Below are 19,877 nucleotides of genomic sequence, written 5' to 3'. Positions count from 1 at the left end.
ACGTGTGCCGAACTTGTGCCGAACAATATCGTGCGGATGGCCCGTCGCGCCGCTCCACACAATCCGCACGCACATCAAACGTCGGACTGTGCCCTCCGGTCCGGGCCGTCGATGCGCCGCACCTCGGACTCGGCGCCGCACAGGCGGCTCACGATGCTCTCCGCGGTCCTCAGGCTCCCGCGGCTCGCGAGCCTCTGGACGAGCTGGGCGGGGGAGCACTGGGAGGTCACGACCGTGGGGCGGCGGTTGGACCACCGCTGGTCCACGATCTCCCACAGGCGCTCCAGCGCCCACTCCGTCGGCGACTCCTGGCCCATGTCGTCGAGCACCAGCAGCCGGCACCGCATGAGGGCGCCGGCAAGCTCGGCCTGGTCCCCGTGGCCGTCGTAGCACTCCCGCATCTCCTGCAGGAGGCGCGGCACGGACCGGTACCGGAAGGGGGGCGCCACGTACTCGCGGCCGTCGTAGGTGGTCGTGTGGTCCCATACCCACGCCTTGGCCACGCCGCAGGCCGTGTACGTCTTGCCGGTGCCCACGGGCCCGTAGAGGTAGAGGCCGAACCCCCGGGCGGCCAGGGCGGCCAGGCCGTCACCGTCCCGGGGGACCGACCAGAACCTCTCGGGCATGCCGGAGCGGCGCACCGCCCCCGACGCGGCCCTGACCCTGGCGGCGTCGGCCTCCGCCGCGCGGCGCCGCTCGACGTCGGCCAGGGCGCCATCGCAGGTGCAGGACTCCTCGACCTCGTAGGGCCTCCCGCCGATGGAGCGGGTGACGGTGCCGAGCGCCCTCCCGCAGTGGGGGCAGGTGCGCCCGCCCATCACTCGGCCCTGGCCAGCGTCTCGTCCGCCAGCCTGCGGCGCGCGGCCACGTGGTGCTCGTAGCACCCGGCGGCCCGGCGGCAGCACTCCTCCGCCTTGCTCAGGTCGCGCACGCGCTCGGCCGGCGTGGACCCCTTGAAGGCCCAGCGGAAGAGGTACTTGAGGGCGTTGCCGGTCCACCAGGCGGCGGCCCCTCCGACGCGGTCCCCGGCGTCCGCCAGCACGGCCTCCACCACGTCTGCGCACTCGTAGCCCCCGTGGCAGTAGTGGCCAGGGCGCGTCACGTCGTCGTAGATCCTCTCGTCCATCGTCACGCTCCTCTATCGTCCTCTCTCGGCATGGCGTTCCATGTCCCGATAGCCTTCTCCAGCGTCCAGGCAAGGGGGCCGCGCGCGCCGCAGCCGTGGCAGACCATCTGGCCCTTGGCCGGATAGCGCCCCTGTTGGCGCATGAAGGCGGGCGTAACGTTCCCGCAGAACGGGCACGGTTTCAGCTCACTCATCGGTGCCCACCCACGCGAGGGCCTTGGCTCGGCGGACGATGTCCATGGCCATGACCACATTGCAGCCCGGGTCCATGTCGTGCGGACAGCCGCCGCACTCGCAGCTTTCTGAGCCGAAGTAGGCGCAGGCCCCCTTGGCCGCGTCAGCCTCCAGCAGCAACCAGCTGTCGGGGCGCTGGTGGGTGAGCCACACCGGCTTGAGCTGCTTGGTCTCGCCCCTCGCCGCGGCCTCCACGACGTGGTCGCCCTTGTCCCACCGGATGCCGGTGACCAGCCAGTTCAGGCCGTCCTCGCCATAGACCACGTCCCCGGGCTCGATGGCCTTGCCGTCGCGTCCCAGGACCGGCGGGCGCCTGACGCGGGTCTCCGGCCCACCAACGGCGGTTCGGCCGCCGAACCCGTACGCGGACCATCCGAACTCGTCCACCGTCACGCGGAACACCTTGCACCCGCCGGTGCCGCCCGGCAGCAGCGCCTCGGACCCGATGTCCACCGGCGCGCCGTCCTCGAACCTCGGCCACATCCCGGCCGCCTGCATACCGCTCATATGTCACCCTTCTCATGTCTCTCCATGAGGAGCCTTGCCCGGGCCACGATGGCCCGTCCGCTCCTCCCCGTGTCGATCTGTGCCTGCCGCACGGCCCTCATCACGGCGAGGTCCTCGGCCACGGACCAGCGCTCCCGCATCTCGCCCGCCTCCCCGATGCCGCGCGACATGTTCTCCAGCCACACGCCACGCCGGCAGTCGATGCCGAGCCTGGAGGCCTTCAGGCCGATGGCTCCCTCCGTGCGCCCCGGGAGCACCTCGGCCCAACCCGCCCACTTGGGGCCGTGGCCCGGGTAGTGCTCCCGCAGGGCCTCCAGCTCGCGCAGGCTCCACATCCTCCCCGTGGGCCCGCCCATCAGAAGGGGATGTCTTCCGCGAATGCCGGCGCCGCCGGCGGCTCGGCCGGCGCGAACACGGCCTGGGGTTGGGACGGGTTGTCGGCGTAGGCGGCTGCCGGGGCCGAGGCGGGGCCGGCGCCGTCGTCGCGGCGCTGCATGAGGTCGACCTCGTCGACAACCACCTCCAGCTTGGAGCGGTTCTTGCCGGTCTCCCTGTCCTGCCACTGGCTCCAGCGCAGGCGCCCCTCGACGGCCACCTTCATGCCCTTGGCCAGGATGGGGGCCAGGGCCCTGGCGCGGTTGCCGAACAGCACGCAGTCGACGAAGTTCGGTCGGTCCTCCCACTGGTCGGTCTGGGGGTTGCGCCACCGGTCGTTGACGGCCACGCCGATGCGCAGGACGTCGGTGCTGGACTGGGTGGCCTGCAGCTCCGGGTCGCGGGTCAGGTTTCCCGTGATGCAGACGCGGTTCACGCTCACTCGGCCACCTCCCCGGTCTCGGCGTCGACCTCCACGGCCTCATCGCCGGCGTCGTCGAAGACCCGGAAGCCCTCGCCGTCCACGATCACCGGCGTGGCGCCGTCCTCGGCGATGGCCCGGGCGGCCTCTCGGGTCTCCACGGAGCGCGGCAGCATGCCGCGGTTGAACGCGCGGCGGATGACGGACTTCTCTGCCATGGCCTCCCAGTCTGTCTTCCACGGGCCGGACTTGGCCTTGGACCGGCCCTCCACCTCCTCCACCTCGCGGCGGCTCATGGCGCAGAAGACCGAGCCGCCGTCCTTCAGGCGGGCGCTGAGGTAGACCAGGCGCATGTGCTCCTTGCCGTGGGGGGCGTCGAGGGCCGGGCGGTAGTGGAAGTGCAGGCCGTCCTCGTCCTCGTACCAGTCGAAGTCGTCGCCCTCGTAGACGCACTGGGTGCGGATGGAGGCCACGAGGCCGGAGCGCTGCACGAGCTCCAGCATGCCGTTCTTTCCGAGGACGAACTGGGCCTCGTAGGTGCCCGTCCTGCCGTTGCGGTAGGGCAGGATGTAGGCGCGGCCGAGGCCGTCGACGGCCGAGGGCTCCATGCCCAGCGACGCCGCCCTGAGGCAGCAGCTGAGGATGCTCGACGCGTCGCACTCGGAGAGGTGCGGTGTGGTGTTCCGGGCGCTGATGGCCATCTGCACGAGCCTGTCGGCGGTGAAGCCCCTGGGCATGACCGCCTGGAAGGCGGCCTTCTTGCTCTCGATGAGGTCGTTGAACGTCATGCGCTGGGGGCGCTCGGCCATCTCGGCCCTCGCCTTCGCGATCTCTCCCATTCCTAGATCTCCTTCACTCGCAGTTGCTGTCTCTTCTCGGTGCGGCTCCATGTGACCCGGTGGCCGGCGCCCTCGACGCCCTCGGAGCCCTCGGCCGCCACGAGGTCGCGCACCCGGGCGGCCACCTCGGCCTCCCGGGCCCGGGCCTCCCTCACCCGCTCCCGGGCCTCCACGAACGACGCAACGAGGTCGGCGGCCTCGGTGTAGGTGCCGTCGCCCGCCGGGTGCCGGGCGGCGAGCAGCCGGGCCTCGCAGGACTGCACGCCCGTGGGCGGCTCCACGCCGGCCTCGACGTTGCAGTGCCAGAACAGGTCCACGTCGGAGCGGATGGCGCGCATGTCCCGGGCATCCGGGGCCACCTCGTACTCGCGGTAGTCCTGGCCGCCTATGAGGACGGCCACGACCGCCCACCCGTAGCCGGTCACGTCGAGGTAGTGCTGGACCTGGGTGAGGTAGTGGAGCGGCACGCCGCCGTCCCACATGCGGGCCGAGTGCATGCCGGCGGTCTTGACCTCCAGCACCCCCCACCCGCGCACGGGGTCCCTCGCGATGCGGTCGAGGCTCGCCTGGGCCCACGGCCTCTCCACGGACCTCATGACCCCGCGGGGGTTCACCACCCGCCGGTCCGGGTGGGCCCTGGCGTACTCGTCGGCCACGACCCCCTCGAGCAGGTGGCCCCACCGGACGGCCGGGGAGCCCCCGATGTCGGGAACCTCCACGAGGCCGGTCTTGCGGCACCAGACCTCGTAGGGCCCGCACCACGGGGAGAGGCCCATCACGGCGGCCACGTCGGAGCCGCCGACGCCGGAGCGCCGGACCTCCAGCCACTCGGGGGACCGGTCGGCGCAGGGCACGAACTCGAAGCGGCTACCCTCGTTCGGGTACATCGCGGCCCCCCTTCACGGTCTCCACGGTCACGACCACGCGGGGGTTCTCCCTGTCGACGCCGACCCAGTGGGACACCTGGTCCACGTAGCGCCGGGAGTCGTCGGGTATGACGCCGGCCTTCACGAGGCCGTCCAGGACGAACTTGACGCCGAACTCCACGTTGTCCACGTCGCGGCGGCGGTCCCGCTCGTACCACTTGACCGACACCCGCACCGGCCACCGCATGGCGGGAAGGCCCTTGGCGGCCCGGGCGACGCGGTTGGTCTCGCGCCGCTTGACGGAGCCGCCGGCCCGGGGGTTGGAGCGGCACGTGCCGGTGTACTCGTTGAGACCGCAGAGCCTCCCGTCAACCGAGAAGGTCAGGCGCGTGCACGTCGCCATGGCCCACCTCCAGACCGAACTGGGCGCGGAACCGGTGGGTGGGGACCATCCAGCGGCGCCTCACCTTGACGGCGCCGTCGATGCGGCCCGACGCGAACAGCGACTGGGCGGAGCGCAGGGAGATGCCGAGGGCGGCGGCCACCTCCGGGGCGGCCATGAACTCGGCGCCCATCACAGGTCCCACCCGTCGGCGCGGGCGTGGGCGGCGCAGACCTCGGCCGTGATGGCGGCGTTGGCGCGGGCCGGGGCGGCGTTGGCGGCCTGCATGGCGAACACGAACAGGAGCCAGGAGCCGAACAGGGCGCAGACCCAGACGACCATCTTGAGCTCGGGCGGGACGGGGGAGGGCGCCGTGCGGCGCCGGGCTTTCCTCTCGTCCATCGGGTGTCTCCTCTCTGTCTCCCGGCGCCCTCCCCGCGGGACCCTCCGATTTCCTTGCTCGTGGACAGACGCGGGCGTCCACCTGAGAGAAGAGGAGAGAGGGTCTCGACCCCGAAGAAGGCATGGTCCTGCCCCGCCTCCCGGCGGGGGCTGGCCGCGCTTTTGACCGGAGCGGCGGCTGCCGTCCGGAGGGCCCCGCGGGAGGGGCGCCGGTGGTTGTATGGCTAGCGGGTGCGCCTTGCCGCGAGCAGGACGGCCGCGGCGCCGACGGCGAAGGCAGATACGGCGGTTAGGATGTATGCCATGGGTCCTCCTGTCGAAGGGTGTCTGTCATGGGTTCGTCGCTCAAGGAGCACTGGGTTGAGCTCGTGTCGCTGCTGGCCGCACTGGCACCGGGCGCGCTGTCGTTCGCCGTTGCCGATGCCTCCTCAGCGTGGGCCGAGAGGCCTGTCGCCATGGGACTCACCGTCGTCTGCGGGATTGCCGTCGGCGCCTTGGCCGCGTGGCAAATCCCGCAGGTGCGGGATGCCATCAGGCAGAGACGTGAGGACAGGGGCGCCGAGGCATCCCTACGCCGGTCCTGTGCCGGGATGAGTGACAGGCAGAGGGCCGTCATGTGGGAGGCGCTCGATAACGGGAAGGTCGGCGCTGGTCTCGGGGATACCGAGGTGGGGGAACTGGTCAAGGCAGGTCTGCTCGCCCCGCCTGAGTGCGGATACAGCGTTGTTACCGGGCGCGCCGACCTCTCGGTGCCGCTTGAGGTCGCGGGGTTCCTGCATGGTGGGGCGGAGGACTACCTCGGCCCCCGACCGGGAAGCCCCAGATGAACGCGTGCCGCCTCTCGTAGTCGATGCCGGAGATGATGCCCGATGCCCACACGAGGACGATCACGACGAGCGTCAGGGCGCCCTCGACGGCGCTCACAGGGCACCGCCCACGTGGGAGCAGTAGCGCTTGAGCATCCACCTGAGCCCCTTGCCGGTGATCTTGGCGTAGGGCTTGGGCGGGTACAGCTCGCCGGTGCGCTGGTTGTAGCGGGCCGGGGGCTGGTAGTTGCGCACGTAGCCGCGGTCGATGCCGTAGCGGCTCGCCTGGTGGCCGACGGTGATAATGCCGTCGCGCGTCGCGAGGTCGAAGAGCCTCGTGCGGGTCATCGACGGGTCGTACTGGTGCAGCAGCCGCGACGCCTCGGTGAACGTCATCCAGACGCCGTCGTCCATGCAGGCGTCGAAGAAGCCGGCCTTGGGCGCCATCTCGTCGTTGGCGGCTGAGAGCCGGTCGATGCGGGCGCGCTGGCGCTCCATGGTGTCCCGGGCCACGAGCAGGGCGCGGGCCATGATGGCCTCGGGGTCCTCGTCGGGGGCCGCCGCCATGTAGCCGCCGTTGCGGCGGATGGCGGGGAGTACCTCCTCGAACACCCACGCCTCGAATCGCTGGGCGCTCGGGAGCTTGGACCCGGTGATGAGGCGGTAGAGGTCGGGCTCGGCGATGAAGCCCACCTCCTGCACACCTCCGGAGGTCTGAAGGGGGTAGCGTTTCACGACCCCCTTGCAGTGGCGCTTGACGGCGTCGTTGTGGTTCGAGTAGCCGAGCGCGGCGGCGACGTCCTTGGCGCAGAACATGACCTGGCCCGCATCGTCCACGGTGCGGACGGTGACGCCGAGGGCGTCGTTGGAGTAGGTCTGGATGGACTCGGTCATTGATTCCTCCTCTCAGTGGGTGTCGGTATTCCGTAAAACGGAATCACTTCGGCAAAAAAAGAGATCCGAGTGTGGTGCCGAGCAGCTGCCTGCCCGGCTGGTTCATGCTCGCATAGAGCCTGAGAAGGTCGTTGAGCTTGAACTCTCCGGGGTTGTTCTCGCGCACCGTATATGTCGGACGAGAGATTCCGCAGATAGATGCGGCATCATCCAACGAGAGGCCGGCCGCTCGCCGTACCGCCTGGAAGTCCTCGCTGAGCTCTTCCATCTGTCCTCCTTTCGACAAGCCCAGTGTTGCACACGATTCCGTTAAACGCAAGAAGAATTTCCGTTAATCTGACTTTGCGGTGCCGTAAAATCGAACCCAACGAAAGGAGAACGTCATGGGCCTCGCCGAGAACATCGACACGCTGCTGGTGAAGTACGACATCACCCAGGAGTCTCTTGCCAGCATCGCCGATGTGTCCCCATCCTCCGTGACCCGCTGGCGGCACGGGGGGTCGATACGCAAGGCGCCGCTGAGCAAGATATGCGCCTTCTTCCACCTCACCGAGGACGACCTCCTCTCCGACGCCCACGGCCTCGCGGCCAAGGAGCACGGCTACTACGACCCCCGCAAGGCGGACTGCCACCCCGTCCGCATGGTCGTGGAGAAGGGCGTGGCCGTCCCCGTGGTCGGCCGGGTCCACGCCGGGACCTTCGAGCCCGAGGAGGTCGCGGAGCGCGTCGTCCACGTCACGGAGCAGGTCGTCGCGGGCCACCCCAACGCCCGCGCCCTCATCGTGGACGGCCACTGCATGGACCGCGTCATACCGGAGGGGGCCTGCGCCGTCTACGACCCGGACGCCACCGAGCCCGCGAACGGCTCCATCGTCGTCGTGGAGACCGAGGACTACAGCGCCCTCATGCGCCGGTGGTACTCCACGGGACGCACGCTGGTGCTCTCCCCGGACTCGACCGACCCCGAGATCGAGGACATCGTGCTCCGGTGGGAGGACGGCCCCATCAAGGTGCTCGGCACGGTCTTCCACTTCCAGGCCCCTGCCGACTGGGCGGACCGTCAGGAGCTGTGAGGGTCGCCCCTCTGCACCCAGCCCGGCTGGAGGGCGTGAGGGAAGCAAGGTCGGCGACGGCCATCGGGGGAAATTGTGGCGCCGCCCCACATCGGGTAGGATTCATGGCGTAGAGGAAATAGGAAGCCCCCTCGGTCCTCCTCCCTCCTCATTTTTGATGGCCCCCGATGGGACGCCCCAACCTTTTGCCGGGTGCGGTCCGATCGGGGGCCGACGCATGTCAGGAGGCATAGATGCTCACGGCGGTTCTCGTAGACGGAAACTTCTACCTCCACAGGGCCAGGGCCCTCTGGGGCAAAAAGGCCCCGGCGGAGCGCGCGGACGAGCTGTACCGCTACGTGGTCGGCCATCTCGGCCGCAGGTCCCCGACATCCCCCGTCGAGGGCGGAGCGAGGACCCTTTACCGCCTCTTCTACTACGACTGCCCACCGCTCTCCCAAGGGAGCGTCTACCGCCCATGGGACGGGAAGACCACGGCTTTCGGGCCAAGCAACGGCTCGTTCAGATGGTCGAAGGAGTTCCACGGGGAGCTCGCCAGGAAGCGGAAGGTGGCCATGAGGATGGGCACCATCATGGCCGGCAGCCCCTACTACTCTCTTAAAAGCGAGGCGGTCAAGGCCGTCCTTCGAGGAGAGAGGGCGGTGGCCGACCTCGGAGAAGGCGACTTCGTCCTGATGGGCATCAAACAGGCCGGCGTGGACATGAGAATCGGCCTCGACGTGGCATCCCTGTCCCAGGACCGCATCGTCAACCAGATCGTCCTCGTGGCGGGCGACATGGACTTCGAGCCCGTCGCCAAGGTCGCCAGACGCGCCGGCGTCGACTTCATACTCGACCCCATGGGCCACCACATCCGGGACGAACTCGTCGTGAACACCGACGGCATTGAGGACCTGTCTGAGACGTTCACGGCCGAGTCGGCTGAGGAGCCAAAGTAGGTCGAAAAAGTCAGGAGCATAGAAGGCGCGGCCCCGCCCGCCAAGACATGGGGGCCTCGGGTGTGGGGCCTGTGGCGGGCGCCGGCGTGCCGGTGGGCGGACGGGGGCCGGGGCGGCAGGGGAGTGTATGGTATTGGTACCTTGCGTACTGATTCGGGAGGGGGTCGAGCAATGGCAGAACGAACCGAGGAACAGACGATGAAGGAAGCCGAGCGCCTCGAGCGCCTCTACGTTTCGACGTTTCCCTTCCTCATCCAGGAGGACAGGACTGTGAGGCCGTATGGGAACTTCAAGCAGGTCTCCGCATACACCTCTGGCGAGCGTGTCTATCTGTCGAGCGTGAGCCGCTAATGGGGTCTTGGAACGACGTGTCCTTGCAGCTCTCGCAAGCCGCTGCCTCCGACCCGGACGCCTTGGACAACCTGATCGTCAAGTACATCGAAGACGTCGCCCGGATAAGGGACAGGGGTGTCATCTGCTATTACTCCGGGTGGCTCCAGAGGGGAGGGGACCTGTCGGTCTCCGTCGTCGACGACGACATGAACGGCCTCATGAACGCCAACTACGGGTTGGACACCTCGAAGGGTCTCGACCTGATTCTCCACACCCCGGGCGGCGATGTGGCCGCGACGGAGGCGATGGTCGGCTATCTGAGGAAAAGGTTCGAAGGCGACATCGTCGCGATCGTCCCCCAGCTGGCCATGTCGGCCGGAACCATGGTGTGCTGCGGGTGCCGCGAGGTGATAATGGGCGCCCAGTCGTCCCTGGGCCCGACCGACCCCCAGTTGAACGGCGTTGCGGCAGCGGGCGTCATCGAGGAGTTCGAGGGCGCCGTCAAGGCGGTTTCCGAAAACCCTGCCAGTGGCGTGCTCTGGGCACAGATCATCGGGAAGTACCCCCCGACCTACCTGGGTGACTGCCAGAAGGTCCTCGACGCCTCCAAGAACATAGTCGTGAGGTGGCTCAGCGAGGGCATGTTCGCGGGTGACCCCGATGGGGACGATAAGGCGAACGAGCTCGGTGGGTTCCTGTGCAGCCACAACGACTCCGCCATGCACAACCGCCATTTCTCTGCGGAAGACGTTGCGGGGCATGGCATGAGGGTGTCGATGCTGGAGGACGACCAGCAGCTGCAGGACGCGGTGCTCTCCCTGCACCACACATTCATGCTGGCGTTCCAGCAGAATCCGATCACGAAGGTCGTCTGGTCGAGCTCCGGGGGCCGTTGGATCCAGCAGTCGGCGCCATCCTAGGCGGCCGTAGGTTAGCCGCGCCGCACGACAACCGAACCCGCACGTCCCCGGCGCGCCGGCGGCCGAAATGATATGCCGGTCCCCGACCTGGGTGCCGGGAGGCTTCCGGCCGGCGCCCACCGAGGTAGAGTGTTGGCACCGTCGGCAGGGCAAGGGGAGAGGGGGGCGAGTGATTCCGGGACTGCGGGACGTCGGGGCCACGCGCGAGGTCCTTCCCTACGGCAGGTACCTCGCCACCTTGGAGGAGGTAGAGGGGGAGTACGTCCCGGAGGGGGACGAGAACCGCCGGAAGATCTGGGATGCCTTCCTCGAGGTCGTGTCGGTCGCGAGGCAGGTGTATGGCAGGCTCGTGGCCGTGTGGATAGGCGGCAGCTTCGTCACGTCCGAACCCTCGCCGCACGACATCGACGTGGTCCTCCTTGTCAGGGATGAGAACTATAGGTCCGCCGTGTCGGACCAGCGGGGAAGGTTCGTGACGGGGATGCTTCTCGGGGCCCCAGGCTTTCCGGCGCTCAGCGACCTGGTCGACGCCTACCTGTTGCCCGTCCCGCCGACCGAGTGCGAGAGGGTCAAGGGCTACTCGGAGTCGCGTGGCTACTGGGACCAGTTCTGGTCGAAGGCCCGTTTCGAGGACGGGGACGATCGCTGGCTCTACCCGGCAGCCGGGTACCTGGAGGTGATCATCGATGGCTACGACGCCAAACCTTGACGAGTACCTGGCCTCTCTCGGTTTCGACCCGGACGCGGAGTACGACGTGCCGGAGGACCCTGCCGACGCTGCGCTGGCCGGGGTGGAGGCTTTCGTCCGGGAGCACGGGGGAGGGGGCGCGCCGGAGTCCATAGGCACGATCCACATCGCAGGCCCGTCCGTCTCCGGGCACTCCGCCCCCATGAGGACCGTCGGCGACCTTCTCGTGTCCTTCCAGGGGGCCATCGACGCGATCGGCGCGGCGCTGTCCGGGTTCCGCTCGGCGCGCGGGGCCATCCCGTCCTCCATCTCCGGCAGGACGGGGATGTCCGTCGTCGCGAGCCCAGCACGGGGGTCCGTCGTCATCGAGGTGTCCCCGTCCCTCCCGCGCGCGGACGACCTGCGGCCCGACGGCGACGGCCTCTTCGACGTGGAGGGGTGCGGCGTGAGGCCGCTGGCGGACCAGGCGTTCACCGAGTTCTCGCGCCTTGTCGGCGACCTGCGCGACGAGGATCCTTACGAGGCCCGCTTCATCGACCACCTGACGGACCTCGGGCCCCGCGTGGCCTCGGCCTTGAAGGGGTTCTGCGAGGTCGTCGGCAAGGGGGCCGTCGACCTGGACCTCGATTGGTCCGAGCCGAACGGCGCCACGGAGAGCGCGGCGATCTCGCACGACAGAGCCGCCCGTGCGGCGAGGGTGATCTCTGAGGCGAAGATCGACAACGAGGAGGCCGTCTTCGAGGGGACCCTCGTGACGGTGACCCGGTCACCCAAGGACAGGCTGCGCGTGGTCAGGGACGACGGGAGCGAGGCGGTCGTGTCCATGGGCGACATCCCGCCCGAGTCGACGGTCACGCTCCATCCCGGCGAGCGCGTCAGGCTCGTCGCGGAGAGGCGCGTCGGCCGCAGCCCCGGCGGCCATTCCACGGAGAAGCTCGTCGGCAAGTCCGTCGAGGCTGTCTCGAGAATCGATAGATAGCCGGTACCGAGGGGCCCCGTCGCGGGCCCCTCCCCATGCCGCACGGCCGTGCCGCCCCCTGCAACCGGCGACGGGCGTCCCCCTCCGCCGCGCCCCCGGCCGCGGCTCCCCGGGGGACGGCACGACACCCCCTCCCAAACCCTTTTTTATCCCTCCCACCGCCCGGTCGCGAGGCCCCGCGGCCCCGGTGACGCCCCGTGGGGACCGTGGGTTCTCGGTGCAGCGGCGTGACCTGGCGTGAGTTGGCGTCAGTTGACGTGAGATAACGAAAGCAACGGGTTGATTTCATCAGTATCAAGGGGTAGCCTCCGCCTCAGGCACACCGTAGGCGCGTCTGAGGCGGAGGCTACCCCTTGATACCTGTGACAACGACCGTTTGCATCGTCCTCCTCACGGTCTCCTGCACGCTCCTCGCGCTCAGGGTCCGCTCGCTCACCGCGTCCCTCGCGGCCCTCTCGGAGGGCGTCCGGGGGTCGCTGGCCTCCGCGGCCCGGGACAGGGAGGGGATAAAGAGGGATCTGGAGGGGGTCTCCGTGCGCCTCCGGGACGCCGAGGCCCGGGTTCGGGTGGCGGAGAGCTACGCCCGCGAGCCGTTCGGGGGCCGCTGATGGCCGCGCGCATGCTGGTCGTGGGCCGCGACCCGGTCACCACGGGGCGGCGCGCGTGCCCGTCGTGCGGGTGCATGGAGCCGTCGGTGTCCTGGCGCCACGAGGGCTGCGACTACCACGAGGCCGAGGTGAGGTGCCCGCAGTGCGGGCGCGTCGAGCCGTGGACCGTCGTGGGGCCGCCCGAGTACGCCTACCCGGCCCTCGCGGGGGCGTGGGGGGTGGGCGCCGGTGTGTGACCAGCCCCAGCTCGGCGGATTCGACGCCGCCATGGCCAGGACCGAGGAGTCCGACTGGACCTACTCCGAGCGCTCGTGGCTCCGCCGCCACCTCTCCGACGGCATCGCCGTGGTGGCCCTCTGCCTCAACCGCACCGCCCGGGACGTGGCCTGCGAGGCCGAGCGCATGGGCCTGTACCTTCCCGCGTGGCCCGAGAGGGGGGAGGTCTGCCCGTGGTGCGGCCGGCGCATGGCGCGCTCGTCGGCCGGATACCTCCGCGCCGGGGTCTGCGAGACGTGCTGGCTGGAGTACAAGGCCTCGGCCCTCCGGGACGCCGAGTCCGAGAGGCGCGCGCGGCGCGAGTACGACCGCGCCCGGGTCGGGAGGCAGCGCCGTGGGTAGGGTCTGCGCCCGGTGCGGCGCCCTCGTGCGCGATGGGGAGCGCCACGTGTGCCCCCTGGCCCGCAGGAAGGCCCCCGGCGCCCACGCCAGGACCCGGGAGGAGGAGCGGGGGCGCGACCGGCGGGAGCCCTACCGCGAGGGCTACCGGCGCGGCTGGGCCGAGGCCCGGCGCCGCTGCATCGAGCGGTGCGGGGGCGCGTGCGCCGTGTGCGGCACGGCCGTCTACGTGAGGGACCTGCAGGGCGGGTGGCGCAAGCGGCGCCGGGACTTCGGGGCCGTCCACCACGTCCGCCCCCTGTCTGCCGGCGGCACCGACGACCAGTCGAACCTCGTGGTCCTCTGCGCCCGGTGCCACGGGGCGGCCCACAGGAAGGGGGGCCCTCAGGCCCCCTGGTCGCCGCCCTCGGGCGCGTCCGGGTCGAAGCCCGGGTCCGTGAGCTCGTCCCAGCCCCACCGGTAGGGGTCCGGGAACGTGTCCATGTCGAACTCGTAGCCCTCGGAGGCGGCGCCCACGTCCGCGACGGCCGTCGCGAGCCCGGGCACGTCGAGGTAGGAGGGCAGGATCGTCTGGGCCTCGGGGTCCGCGTGGTCGGAGAGGTAGGCGGCCACGACCTCGGCCGGGGTCCCCCGCACGACCGTCACCGAGTCCCACTGGACGAGCACGTTGGCGAGCTGGAGGAGGTCGGAGACGAGCCCGGAGCTCACCACGGCCGCCACGGTGCCGGCGTCCTTGCCCACGAGCAGGGACGCCACCTCGTTCGCCCAGGCGGGCTCGTCGGTCTGGGCCGCGACGGAGTTGAGGGTGTCGGGGCCGCCCTCGGCGTCCCACAGCCCCCACATGCGCGCGAGCCGCGCCCCGCGGGCCTCGTCGGTGACGAGCCCGGAGAGCGCGTCGGCGAGCTCCCCGTCGGTCATGGGCATGTTCATCTGCTCGGTGTTCCCCGTGGCGACGTCGCGCACGAGGGCGGTGACGGTGTTGGGCATCGTTCCCCCTAGGGTCGGTTGCCCACGAGGTTAGGGCCGCCGTGCCCCCGGGTAACCCCACTCCACGCCCCACCCCATGGCCGTGAGGGAGACGGCCGCCGCGGCGTTGACGGCGTTATGGCCTAGCGGTAGGAGTCCCAGTCTCCGGACTCGCGGAGGGTCTCGCGGAGCTCCCAGACCCCAGGCTCCTCGAGGAGGTCGTGATCGCGCTCGTAGAGGTAGACGGCGTAGGGAGTGTCCGGGGCCTGGTAGGTGGTCGTGACGGCCCAGGCGGCGGGGCCGTGGCCAAGGGCGGAGGCGAGGGCGATGGCGGCGAGGGCGTGGATCATGGGGGTTCCTCTCTCAGGTGGTCGGGCACGGGTTCCCCTGGGCGCCGGGGTCGCCCGGCGTCTGGTGGCGTGGACTCTGGTTGTGGGGTGGGGGTCGGGGGTCGGGGGGTGCGCTACAGCTTTCCCCCGATGTACCAGCCAAAGGCGAACAGCGCGGCGATAATCGCGACTTGCGCGAGTATGGTTCCCATGGTCGTTCCTTTCGGCTACCATGGGGGTACCCGGTTGGGGAACCGGGTACCCCGCTTAGTGGGTTTGCGTTTAGTCCTCACGACGATGCTTAGGGGCGTAGTCGTGGGGGCTTTTCTTTTGCTTCAGCCTGACGTGAAGCCTCCGCAAAAGCATGCCGGCATAGGGCGCTAGCAATGCCGCCCATTCGGCGACGCTTCCCCAATCGTAGGTACAGGGACAGTGCGGACAGTCGCACAAGGTTCATCACCCCCTTTCGCGTCTGCCATAGGCGAGAGGGACAGGAGACGTGGGCGGCGCTCGCGTCATGGGCACTCCGTTCTCTATGGGATGGGTGGGACTCGTCCGCCGGTAGGCCGCGCCCCCTTGGACGACTCACACGCTATCAGGTACACAGGTTGCATGCAAGCAGAAATCTAGAAAAAGTCGTTGATGTACGTTCGGGCGTGTCCGGCTACCGTTCGCCCGATTCGTCGCGTTCGGCCGCGTTCGGTCGTGCCATCGCGCGCCCGCGCGTTCTATATTCGCGCGCACGCGCTCGCACCCGCCCGCGCACGCGCGCCCGCACGCCCATGCGCGCCCGCGCGTTATAGGAGGGGGAGGGGTTCCGCATCACGCGCGCCCCTATGGCACCCCGCAGCCTCCCCGCTCCTTTTTTCGCGCGTACAGGTTTCTACCTGCGGATTCGCAAACCGCAAACGGGGTTTTCCGAACGGTGCGACCGCAAAAGGGCACGTCGGGGCGACCATGTCGGCGTGGAGGTGCCCGATGGAACACGACCCCAGGCGCTGCGACCGGTGCGGCCGCAAGTATATACCGAAGAACGTCAGGAGCCGTTACTGCTCCGACCGGTGCCGTGCGGCGGCCCGTAGGGACCGGGTCACGGCCGGGAGACCTGTCGCACCGAGAAACCCGAGGGAGAGGGCCAAGTTGTCCGAGGAGCGGGAGCAGGCCCGCTACGAGTCCCAGGTGGCCGGCGCCGTGGTGAGGCTCCGGGGCTGCTCCCACGAGCTCAGCGTCCTCGCGGCGCACAAAAACGATTCTGGTCGTTCGAATATTTGCTATAGGTTAGCAGAAGGGATTATGGAACTGCTCGAGAGGGAGGGGCTGGCATGAGCAAAAGGGGACCGGCCAGGAAGAGGGATTCCCAGAGGACCCGGCGCACCGTCACCCCCGGCTCCGAGCTCGCCCGCGAGGAGGCGGAGGTGCCCGTGGTCACCGCAGCGACCGGGGCGCCGATGCCGGACGCGGTTGCCGCCGACGGCGCCCTCGCCGAGATCTGGGAGTCTCTGGCCGGCGACGGCTCGACGTTCCGCCCCGAGGAGGGGCTGGGCCTGGAGCTCATGACCTACTGGCTCCGCATCGCCCGTGAGTGCTACGCCTGCGTCGACCCCGGCGACGGCGGCGCCCTCATGCTCATGGACGAGAACGGGTGCGGCGACCTCGTCGACTCCAAGTACATGAAGCTCATGGACACCGCCACGAAGAACTACATGCGCCTCGCCGACCAGATGGGCGTGACGCCCATGGCCCGGGCCCGCCTCAACCTCACCGAGACAACGTCGAAGAGCGTCGCCATCGACACCGCCATCAGGGCGGCCGTGGCCAAGTCGGTGGGCGATGTATAGGACCCGCAAGGTGAGGCTCACCAAGGCCGGGAGGAACGAGGCCCTCGTGCGCGAGGTCTTCGTGCGGTCGTTCCTACGGTTCGTGGGCAACGACGCCGAGAGCTACGGCAAGCCCTTCGAGCTTGAGCCTTGGGTCAAGGAGAACATCTGGAACCCCATCTTCGGCACGGGCCGCATGGTGGGAGGGACCTTCGTCCGCACCTACAAGCGCGCACTCATCGGCGTGCCCCGCGGCGTCGGCAAGACCGTCACCGCCTGCGCCATGCTGCTCGCCGAGGCCAACATGAACCCGGTCCACAACGGCCAGTACGGCCTCGTGGCCGACTCCGAGGACAACGCCCGCAACGCCTTCGACATCCTCGCCACGATGGTGCGGCTGTCGCCCCAGCTCTCCGAGACGTGGGAGGTATGGAAGAAGGAGATCAGGAACACCGAGACCGGCGCATGGATACGCACCTTCCCGAACAAGGTGTCGGCCCTGCAGGGCTGGCACTTCAACATGGCGATCTGCGACGAGGTGCACGTGTACAAGGACGAGTCGGTGTGGGAGGCCGTGGTGTCCGGCCAGGGCCGCATCCCCAACGCCCTCGCCCTGGCCATCACCACGGCGAGCGGCGGGCGCACCGGCTTCCTCTGGGACTGGTACAGCCGCATCCGCTCCGAGGGCGAGGATGGCTGCTACTGCTACTGGGTGGGGCTCGACGACTCCGACAGGGCCGACGACCGCCGGGCGTGGCGCAAGCTCATGGTCACGCCCCGCATCAACATGGAGCAGCTGGAGGCCCAGCGCGCCGCCATGACAGCCAAGAGCTTCGAGCGCTACCAGCTCAACCGCTTCCCCATGGAGAAGGAGGAGGAGCCGTTCATGCGCCGGCGCGACGTGGCGGCCTGCTCCAAGGAGTCGAGGGCCGTGGACCGCGACCGGTGGTTCGCCGTCGGCCTGGATGGCGCCGTCTCGGGAGACACCCTGGCCGTGGTGGCCGCCCAGCAGGGAGACGACGGCGTGTGGGCCTTCGAGGAGTGGGTGTGGGACGTGACGGGGCAGATGGGCGTCTACGACCTCACCGACGTGGCCGACGTGCTGGAGGCGCTCGCCCGCACCCGGGGCCGGCCCCTCGTCGTGTGCGACCCCGCCCGCCTGCAGTTCACCGTCAACTGGCTCAACAACAACCGCGGCATAGAGCTGTTCAAGATGCCCCAGACCGGCGCCGTCATGTGCCCGGCCTCGGAGCTTCTGGCGAGCGCCGTGCGTCGCCGCACCTGCGCCTTCGCGGAGACGCCGGTGCTGGCCGAGCACTGCGTCAACGCCGTGTGCGCCGAGTCCAAGGCCTACGGGCGCCGGCTGGCGTCCACCTCCCACGGCAGGGGCTCCGAGCGCATCGACGCCGCGGTGGCGGCGGCCATGGCCATGAGCGCCTACGACTCCCACCTGCAGGAGCACGTCGGCTCATGGGCGGTGCCGTCGATCTCCCTGACGGGATAGGCCGCGGGCACACCGGGCCGACCATGGGCCGGGTAACCTACCGGACCCGGAGGCCCCATGGGAATCAGGAACGTCATAGCCATGCTGGGACGTGCGCCGCGCGGTCGCCTGGACCGCTCCATCGGCACCGAGTATGCGTCCTCCGTGACCGAGGACGAGACGGGCATCGGCGCCGAGGCGTCCCTTGCCTACCTCGCCTGCGAGCTCGCCAAGGCCCGTCCCGTGGCGAGCCTGCCGGTGGACGTGTACGAGAGCCGCGGCGCCGGCCGCGTCGAGGCCAAGGACGACGCGAGCTGGCACCTCGCCCACCTGCTCAAGACCCGGTGGAACCCGCTCATGCGCTCCGGGGCGTGCCTGCGCTGGCTCATCCTCGCCAAGGACACCCTGGGCAGCGCCTACGTGCGCGTGCAGTGGGGGGTCTCGGAGAGCGGGGTCCGCATCCCCAAGGCCCTCTGGCCCGTGACCGCGGCGGTGGAGCCGCTATGGGACGGGGGCACCGGCACGGCGTGGTACCGCACGGCCGGCGACGACTTCACGCCTCCGGGCACCTACACCGCCGACGACGTGGTGCGCTTCGACTCCCAGCTCCCGAGCACGGCGACGAGCGTCGGCGGGCGGTCCCTGGCCGAGGCGGCCTTCGCGAACATCGGCCTGTCCATCGACCTCGAGACCTTCTACAAGCGCCTGCTCACCAACGGCAGCCACTTCCCCGGCTACATCGAGACGGACAACCGGCTGAGCGACGCCGACCTCGCGGAGCTCAAGGACTCCCTGCGCGGCACGGCCGGGGTGCTGCAGGCCGGCACCGTGAGGGTCTTCGCCAACGGGCTCCACTACAGGCAGAACCCCATGACCATGGGCGACATCGACCTCGTGGCCCAGCAGACGTGGGTCCTGCAGCAGATGTGCCGCATCACGGGCGTGCCGCCCCAGGAGGTCTACGACCTGTCCCGGTCCACCTACTCCAACGCCGAGCAGTCGAGCATCCAGTTCTCCCAGAAGACCCTCGTGCCCGAGTGCCGCGAGCTGGAGTGCGGCTTCGACGAGGTGCTCCGCGTCTGCGGCCAGTACGACCGCCACGTGAAGTTCGAGCTCAACGGCCTGCTACGCGGCGAGTACATGACCCGCATGGAGGGCTACCGCATCGGCACGGCCGCCGGCATCCTCACCCGAAACGAGTGCCGGTCGCTGGAGGAGCTGTCGGAGCTCCCGGGCCTGTCGCGGCCGCTGGTGCCGGTGAACTTCTACGAGGTCGACGAGAACGGCGACGTGGTTTCCTACGACGACGGCCGCCCCGACGCGCCGGCGGTCACCGACCCGGCAGGGGGTCGCCCCGACGACGGGTTCTCGCCGATCGTCGAGGACATGCGCCGCCGCGTGCGCGAGCGCTTCGGGCAGCGGGGCGACTGCGAGTCGACCCGCGACTTCGCCCGCCGGGTCTTCGAGCCCTACGCCAGGGCCTGCACCGTCGCCGGAATCGACTTCGACATGGACCGCGAGATTGAGGAGCTATCCCATGAGTGACCTGCATCTTTACGGGACCGTCGGCCTCGGGTGGGGCGACTGTTTCACCGCCTCGGACGTCAAGGGCGAGCTAGACGCCATGGAGGGGGACCTGACGGTCCATGTGAACTCCGGCGGCGGCGACGCCTTCGAGGGCGTGGCCATCTCCCAGCTGCTCAACGCCTACCGGCGCCGCACCGGCGGCCGCGTCACCTGCCGCGTGGAGGGGCTGGCCGCGAGCGCGGCGAGCTACATGGTCCTCACGGCCGACGAGGTGGTCATGGCCCCGGGCTCCATGATGATGATCCACGACCCCTCCTCCTACTGCGAGGGCGGCGCGGGGTCCATGCGCTCGGTGGCCGACACCCTCGACGCCCTGGCGGCCTCCATCGCGTCCCAGTACGTGCTCAAGACCGGGAAGGGCGCGGACGAGGTCCGCGAGGCCATGGGGGCGGAGACGTGGTTCACGGCCGACGAGGCCGTCGCGTGGGGCATCGCCGACTCCGTGGACGCCGGCGCCGTGCCGGTGGCCGCCTGCGTCGACGAGCGCCTCCTCGCCGGCTACCGCAACCGCCCCGACACCCTCCTGCTCGACGGGGCCGGCGACGGGGCCCGCGGGCACACCGCCCCTAAAAACGAAGCCGACGACGCGCTGCCGGAGCCGGGGGAGGCCCCCGGGGACGGCCGACCGGTGGGAGGCCAGGGCCTGCGCTGCGTCCTCGGACACGTCTTCCACGAGAAGGAGCAGTGAA

The 19,877-nt window shown here is 69.9% G+C and carries 31 protein-coding genes; 16 read left to right on the top strand and 15 right to left on the bottom strand.

What is annotated here, in order from left to right; genetic code table 11:
* Positions 1–74: 74 nt before the first annotated feature.
* The 11 genes from NFR49_RS02630 to NFR49_RS02585 are packed head-to-tail and all read right to left on the bottom strand — an operon-like array spanning position 75 to position 5,152.
* Positions 75–818 (bottom strand): ATP-binding protein, encoded by a 744-nt coding sequence (locus tag NFR49_RS02630; protein ID WP_251158126.1) that lies wholly within the window; start codon positions 816–818, stop codon positions 75–77.
* On the bottom strand, positions 818–1,126 hold the full coding sequence (locus NFR49_RS02625; RefSeq protein WP_251158125.1) for a DUF3310 domain-containing protein: 309 nt from the start codon (positions 1,124–1,126) through the stop codon (positions 818–820). Before NFR49_RS02625 ends, NFR49_RS02630 begins: the two co-directional genes overlap by 1 nt.
* Positions 1,127–1,128: 2 nt before the next feature.
* Positions 1,129–1,320 (bottom strand): Lar family restriction alleviation protein, encoded by a 192-nt coding sequence (locus tag NFR49_RS10220; RefSeq protein ID WP_420840255.1) that lies wholly within the window; start codon positions 1,318–1,320, stop codon positions 1,129–1,131.
* Positions 1,313–1,867 (bottom strand): hypothetical protein, encoded by a 555-nt coding sequence (locus NFR49_RS02620; RefSeq protein ID WP_251158124.1) that lies wholly within the window; start codon positions 1,865–1,867, stop codon positions 1,313–1,315. The genes NFR49_RS10220 and NFR49_RS02620 overlap by 8 nt, the downstream gene beginning before the upstream one ends.
* Positions 1,864–2,223, bottom strand: a complete 360-nt coding sequence (locus tag NFR49_RS02615) for a hypothetical protein (protein ID WP_251158123.1) — start codon at positions 2,221–2,223, stop codon at positions 1,864–1,866. Before NFR49_RS02615 ends, NFR49_RS02620 begins: the two co-directional genes overlap by 4 nt.
* Positions 2,223–2,684, bottom strand: a complete 462-nt coding sequence (locus NFR49_RS02610) for a single-stranded DNA-binding protein (RefSeq protein ID WP_251158122.1) — start codon at positions 2,682–2,684, stop codon at positions 2,223–2,225. The genes NFR49_RS02615 and NFR49_RS02610 overlap by 1 nt, the downstream gene beginning before the upstream one ends.
* Positions 2,681–3,502, bottom strand: a complete 822-nt coding sequence (locus tag NFR49_RS02605; RefSeq protein ID WP_251158121.1) for a recombinase RecT — start codon at positions 3,500–3,502, stop codon at positions 2,681–2,683. The genes NFR49_RS02610 and NFR49_RS02605 overlap by 4 nt, the downstream gene beginning before the upstream one ends.
* A 2-nt stretch (positions 3,503–3,504) precedes the next feature.
* Positions 3,505–4,389, bottom strand: a complete 885-nt coding sequence (locus NFR49_RS02600) for a YqaJ viral recombinase family nuclease (RefSeq protein ID WP_251158120.1) — start codon at positions 4,387–4,389, stop codon at positions 3,505–3,507.
* Complete coding sequence (locus NFR49_RS02595) at positions 4,370–4,771, bottom strand: RusA family crossover junction endodeoxyribonuclease (RefSeq protein ID WP_251158119.1); 402 nt, start codon at positions 4,769–4,771, stop codon at positions 4,370–4,372. Before NFR49_RS02595 ends, NFR49_RS02600 begins: the two co-directional genes overlap by 20 nt.
* Positions 4,737–4,943, bottom strand: coding sequence for a helix-turn-helix domain-containing protein (locus NFR49_RS02590; protein WP_251158118.1), 207 nt, complete (start codon positions 4,941–4,943; stop codon positions 4,737–4,739). The genes NFR49_RS02595 and NFR49_RS02590 overlap by 35 nt, the downstream gene beginning before the upstream one ends.
* Positions 4,943–5,152, bottom strand: coding sequence for a hypothetical protein (locus NFR49_RS02585; protein ID WP_251158117.1), 210 nt, complete (start codon positions 5,150–5,152; stop codon positions 4,943–4,945). Before NFR49_RS02585 ends, NFR49_RS02590 begins: the two co-directional genes overlap by 1 nt.
* 332 nt (positions 5,153–5,484) lie before the next feature.
* Here NFR49_RS02585 and NFR49_RS02580 point away from each other — a divergent pair, with 332 nt between their 5' ends.
* The gene (locus NFR49_RS02580) at positions 5,485–5,979 is read left to right on the top strand and encodes a hypothetical protein (RefSeq protein WP_251158116.1); all 495 of its coding nucleotides are present in this window, start codon (positions 5,485–5,487) and stop codon (positions 5,977–5,979) included.
* A gap of 93 nt (positions 5,980–6,072) precedes the next feature.
* Here NFR49_RS02580 and NFR49_RS02575 read toward each other — a convergent pair whose 3' ends face one another.
* The gene (locus NFR49_RS02575; RefSeq protein ID WP_251158115.1) at positions 6,073–6,852 is read right to left on the bottom strand and encodes a BRO family protein; all 780 of its coding nucleotides are present in this window, start codon (positions 6,850–6,852) and stop codon (positions 6,073–6,075) included.
* 43 nt (positions 6,853–6,895) lie between these two features.
* Complete coding sequence (locus tag NFR49_RS02570) at positions 6,896–7,120, bottom strand: helix-turn-helix domain-containing protein (RefSeq protein WP_251158114.1); 225 nt, start codon at positions 7,118–7,120, stop codon at positions 6,896–6,898.
* A 115-nt stretch (positions 7,121–7,235) separates the two neighbouring features.
* Between NFR49_RS02570 and NFR49_RS02565 the strand changes: the two genes are divergently transcribed.
* The 10 genes from NFR49_RS02565 (at position 7,236) to NFR49_RS02520 (ending at position 13,469) form a co-directional block, all read left to right on the top strand.
* Positions 7,236–7,925 carry a helix-turn-helix domain-containing protein gene (locus NFR49_RS02565; RefSeq protein ID WP_251158113.1) on the top strand — a complete coding sequence of 230 codons (690 nt, stop codon included), beginning with the start codon at positions 7,236–7,238 and terminating at the stop codon, positions 7,923–7,925.
* A 233-nt stretch (positions 7,926–8,158) separates the two neighbouring features.
* Complete coding sequence (locus tag NFR49_RS02560; protein WP_251158112.1) at positions 8,159–8,863, top strand: NYN domain-containing protein; 705 nt, start codon at positions 8,159–8,161, stop codon at positions 8,861–8,863.
* A gap of 171 nt (positions 8,864–9,034) precedes the next feature.
* On the top strand, positions 9,035–9,214 hold the full coding sequence (locus tag NFR49_RS02555) for a hypothetical protein (RefSeq protein ID WP_251158111.1): 180 nt from the start codon (positions 9,035–9,037) through the stop codon (positions 9,212–9,214).
* A 23-nt stretch (positions 9,215–9,237) separates the two neighbouring features.
* On the top strand, positions 9,238–10,116 hold the full coding sequence (locus NFR49_RS02550; protein WP_251158110.1) for an SDH family Clp fold serine proteinase: 879 nt from the start codon (positions 9,238–9,240) through the stop codon (positions 10,114–10,116).
* Between the two features lie 169 nt (positions 10,117–10,285).
* On the top strand, positions 10,286–10,825 hold the full coding sequence (locus NFR49_RS02545) for a DUF6932 family protein (protein WP_251158109.1): 540 nt from the start codon (positions 10,286–10,288) through the stop codon (positions 10,823–10,825).
* On the top strand, positions 10,803–11,783 hold the full coding sequence (locus NFR49_RS02540; RefSeq protein ID WP_251158108.1) for a hypothetical protein: 981 nt from the start codon (positions 10,803–10,805) through the stop codon (positions 11,781–11,783). The genes NFR49_RS02545 and NFR49_RS02540 overlap by 23 nt, the downstream gene beginning before the upstream one ends.
* 362 nt (positions 11,784–12,145) lie before the next feature.
* Positions 12,146–12,391 (top strand): hypothetical protein, encoded by a 246-nt coding sequence (locus NFR49_RS02535; protein ID WP_251158107.1) that lies wholly within the window; start codon positions 12,146–12,148, stop codon positions 12,389–12,391.
* Positions 12,391–12,627 (top strand): hypothetical protein, encoded by a 237-nt coding sequence (locus NFR49_RS02530; protein ID WP_251158106.1) that lies wholly within the window; start codon positions 12,391–12,393, stop codon positions 12,625–12,627. Before NFR49_RS02535 ends, NFR49_RS02530 begins: the two co-directional genes overlap by 1 nt.
* Positions 12,620–13,009, top strand: a complete 390-nt coding sequence (locus tag NFR49_RS02525; RefSeq protein ID WP_251158105.1) for a hypothetical protein — start codon at positions 12,620–12,622, stop codon at positions 13,007–13,009. Before NFR49_RS02530 ends, NFR49_RS02525 begins: the two co-directional genes overlap by 8 nt.
* Positions 13,002–13,469, top strand: a complete 468-nt coding sequence (locus NFR49_RS02520; RefSeq protein ID WP_251158104.1) for an HNH endonuclease — start codon at positions 13,002–13,004, stop codon at positions 13,467–13,469. Before NFR49_RS02525 ends, NFR49_RS02520 begins: the two co-directional genes overlap by 8 nt.
* Here NFR49_RS02520 and NFR49_RS02515 read toward each other — a convergent pair.
* Positions 13,391–13,993 carry a hypothetical protein gene (locus NFR49_RS02515; protein ID WP_251158103.1) on the bottom strand — a complete coding sequence of 201 codons (603 nt, stop codon included), beginning with the start codon at positions 13,991–13,993 and terminating at the stop codon, positions 13,391–13,393. The two genes, NFR49_RS02520 and NFR49_RS02515, sit on opposite strands and share 79 nt — an antisense overlap.
* Positions 13,994–14,115: 122 nt before the next feature.
* Positions 14,116–14,322: a hypothetical protein gene (locus tag NFR49_RS02510; protein ID WP_251158102.1), complete on the bottom strand. Its 207-nt coding sequence runs from the start codon at positions 14,320–14,322 to the stop codon at positions 14,116–14,118.
* Between the two features lie 1,119 nt (positions 14,323–15,441).
* Here NFR49_RS02510 and NFR49_RS02505 point away from each other — a divergent pair.
* The 5 genes from NFR49_RS02505 to NFR49_RS02485 are packed head-to-tail and all read left to right on the top strand — an operon-like array spanning position 15,442 to position 19,876.
* Positions 15,442–15,627: a hypothetical protein gene (locus NFR49_RS02505; protein ID WP_251158101.1), complete on the top strand. Its 186-nt coding sequence runs from the start codon at positions 15,442–15,444 to the stop codon at positions 15,625–15,627.
* Positions 15,624–16,139, top strand: a complete 516-nt coding sequence (locus tag NFR49_RS02500) for a hypothetical protein (RefSeq protein ID WP_251158100.1) — start codon at positions 15,624–15,626, stop codon at positions 16,137–16,139. The genes NFR49_RS02505 and NFR49_RS02500 overlap by 4 nt, the downstream gene beginning before the upstream one ends.
* A gap of 10 nt (positions 16,140–16,149) precedes the next feature.
* The gene (locus NFR49_RS02495; RefSeq protein ID WP_251158099.1) at positions 16,150–17,622 is read left to right on the top strand and encodes a terminase large subunit domain-containing protein; all 1,473 of its coding nucleotides are present in this window, start codon (positions 16,150–16,152) and stop codon (positions 17,620–17,622) included.
* A 57-nt stretch (positions 17,623–17,679) separates the two neighbouring features.
* Positions 17,680–19,146, top strand: a complete 1,467-nt coding sequence (locus NFR49_RS02490; protein ID WP_251158098.1) for a phage portal protein — start codon at positions 17,680–17,682, stop codon at positions 19,144–19,146.
* A complete protein-coding gene (locus NFR49_RS02485; protein ID WP_251158097.1) occupies positions 19,139–19,876 on the top strand; it encodes a head maturation protease, ClpP-related in 738 nt (245 codons plus the stop codon). The genes NFR49_RS02490 and NFR49_RS02485 overlap by 8 nt, the downstream gene beginning before the upstream one ends.
* Position 19,877 lies beyond the last annotated feature (1 nt).

The organism is Caniella muris, assembly GCF_943193035.1.
Lineage (GTDB): Bacteria > Actinomycetota > Coriobacteriia > Coriobacteriales > Atopobiaceae > Granulimonas > Granulimonas faecalis.
Note: the sequence above shows the minus strand (reverse complement) of the source record. Positions and strands in the feature narration are given on the sequence as shown.

Excerpts from the sequence above, each read along its gene's own strand:
- NFR49_RS02630 (WP_251158126.1), bottom strand. The coding sequence starts at position 818 with ATGGGCGGGCGCACCTGCCCCCACTGCGGGAGGGCGCTCGGCACCGTC.
- NFR49_RS02625 (WP_251158125.1), bottom strand. The coding sequence starts at position 1,126 with ATGGACGAGAGGATCTACGACGACGTGACGCGCCCTGGCCACTACTGC.
- NFR49_RS10220 (WP_420840255.1), bottom strand. The coding sequence starts at position 1,320 with ATGAGTGAGCTGAAACCGTGCCCGTTCTGCGGGAACGTTACGCCCGCC.
- NFR49_RS02620 (WP_251158124.1), bottom strand. The coding sequence starts at position 1,867 with ATGAGCGGTATGCAGGCGGCCGGGATGTGGCCGAGGTTCGAGGACGGC.
- NFR49_RS02615 (WP_251158123.1), bottom strand. The coding sequence starts at position 2,223 with ATGGGCGGGCCCACGGGGAGGATGTGGAGCCTGCGCGAGCTGGAGGCC.
- NFR49_RS02605 (WP_251158121.1), bottom strand. The coding sequence starts at position 3,502 with ATGGGAGAGATCGCGAAGGCGAGGGCCGAGATGGCCGAGCGCCCCCAG.
- NFR49_RS02600 (WP_251158120.1), bottom strand. The coding sequence starts at position 4,389 with ATGTACCCGAACGAGGGTAGCCGCTTCGAGTTCGTGCCCTGCGCCGAC.
- NFR49_RS02595 (WP_251158119.1), bottom strand. The coding sequence starts at position 4,771 with ATGGCGACGTGCACGCGCCTGACCTTCTCGGTTGACGGGAGGCTCTGC.
- NFR49_RS02590 (WP_251158118.1), bottom strand. The coding sequence starts at position 4,943 with ATGGGCGCCGAGTTCATGGCCGCCCCGGAGGTGGCCGCCGCCCTCGGC.
- NFR49_RS02585 (WP_251158117.1), bottom strand. The coding sequence starts at position 5,152 with ATGGACGAGAGGAAAGCCCGGCGCCGCACGGCGCCCTCCCCCGTCCCG.
- NFR49_RS02580 (WP_251158116.1), top strand. The coding sequence starts at position 5,485 with ATGGGTTCGTCGCTCAAGGAGCACTGGGTTGAGCTCGTGTCGCTGCTG.
- NFR49_RS02575 (WP_251158115.1), bottom strand. The coding sequence starts at position 6,852 with ATGACCGAGTCCATCCAGACCTACTCCAACGACGCCCTCGGCGTCACC.
- NFR49_RS02570 (WP_251158114.1), bottom strand. The coding sequence starts at position 7,120 with ATGGAAGAGCTCAGCGAGGACTTCCAGGCGGTACGGCGAGCGGCCGGC.
- NFR49_RS02565 (WP_251158113.1), top strand. The coding sequence starts at position 7,236 with ATGGGCCTCGCCGAGAACATCGACACGCTGCTGGTGAAGTACGACATC.
- NFR49_RS02560 (WP_251158112.1), top strand. The coding sequence starts at position 8,159 with ATGCTCACGGCGGTTCTCGTAGACGGAAACTTCTACCTCCACAGGGCC.
- NFR49_RS02555 (WP_251158111.1), top strand. The coding sequence starts at position 9,035 with ATGGCAGAACGAACCGAGGAACAGACGATGAAGGAAGCCGAGCGCCTC.
- NFR49_RS02540 (WP_251158108.1), top strand. The coding sequence starts at position 10,803 with ATGGCTACGACGCCAAACCTTGACGAGTACCTGGCCTCTCTCGGTTTC.
- NFR49_RS02530 (WP_251158106.1), top strand. The coding sequence starts at position 12,391 with ATGGCCGCGCGCATGCTGGTCGTGGGCCGCGACCCGGTCACCACGGGG.
- NFR49_RS02515 (WP_251158103.1), bottom strand. The coding sequence starts at position 13,993 with ATGCCCAACACCGTCACCGCCCTCGTGCGCGACGTCGCCACGGGGAAC.
- NFR49_RS02510 (WP_251158102.1), bottom strand. The coding sequence starts at position 14,322 with ATGATCCACGCCCTCGCCGCCATCGCCCTCGCCTCCGCCCTTGGCCAC.
- NFR49_RS02500 (WP_251158100.1), top strand. The coding sequence starts at position 15,624 with ATGAGCAAAAGGGGACCGGCCAGGAAGAGGGATTCCCAGAGGACCCGG.
- NFR49_RS02490 (WP_251158098.1), top strand. The coding sequence starts at position 17,680 with ATGGGAATCAGGAACGTCATAGCCATGCTGGGACGTGCGCCGCGCGGT.
- NFR49_RS02485 (WP_251158097.1), top strand. The coding sequence starts at position 19,139 with ATGAGTGACCTGCATCTTTACGGGACCGTCGGCCTCGGGTGGGGCGAC.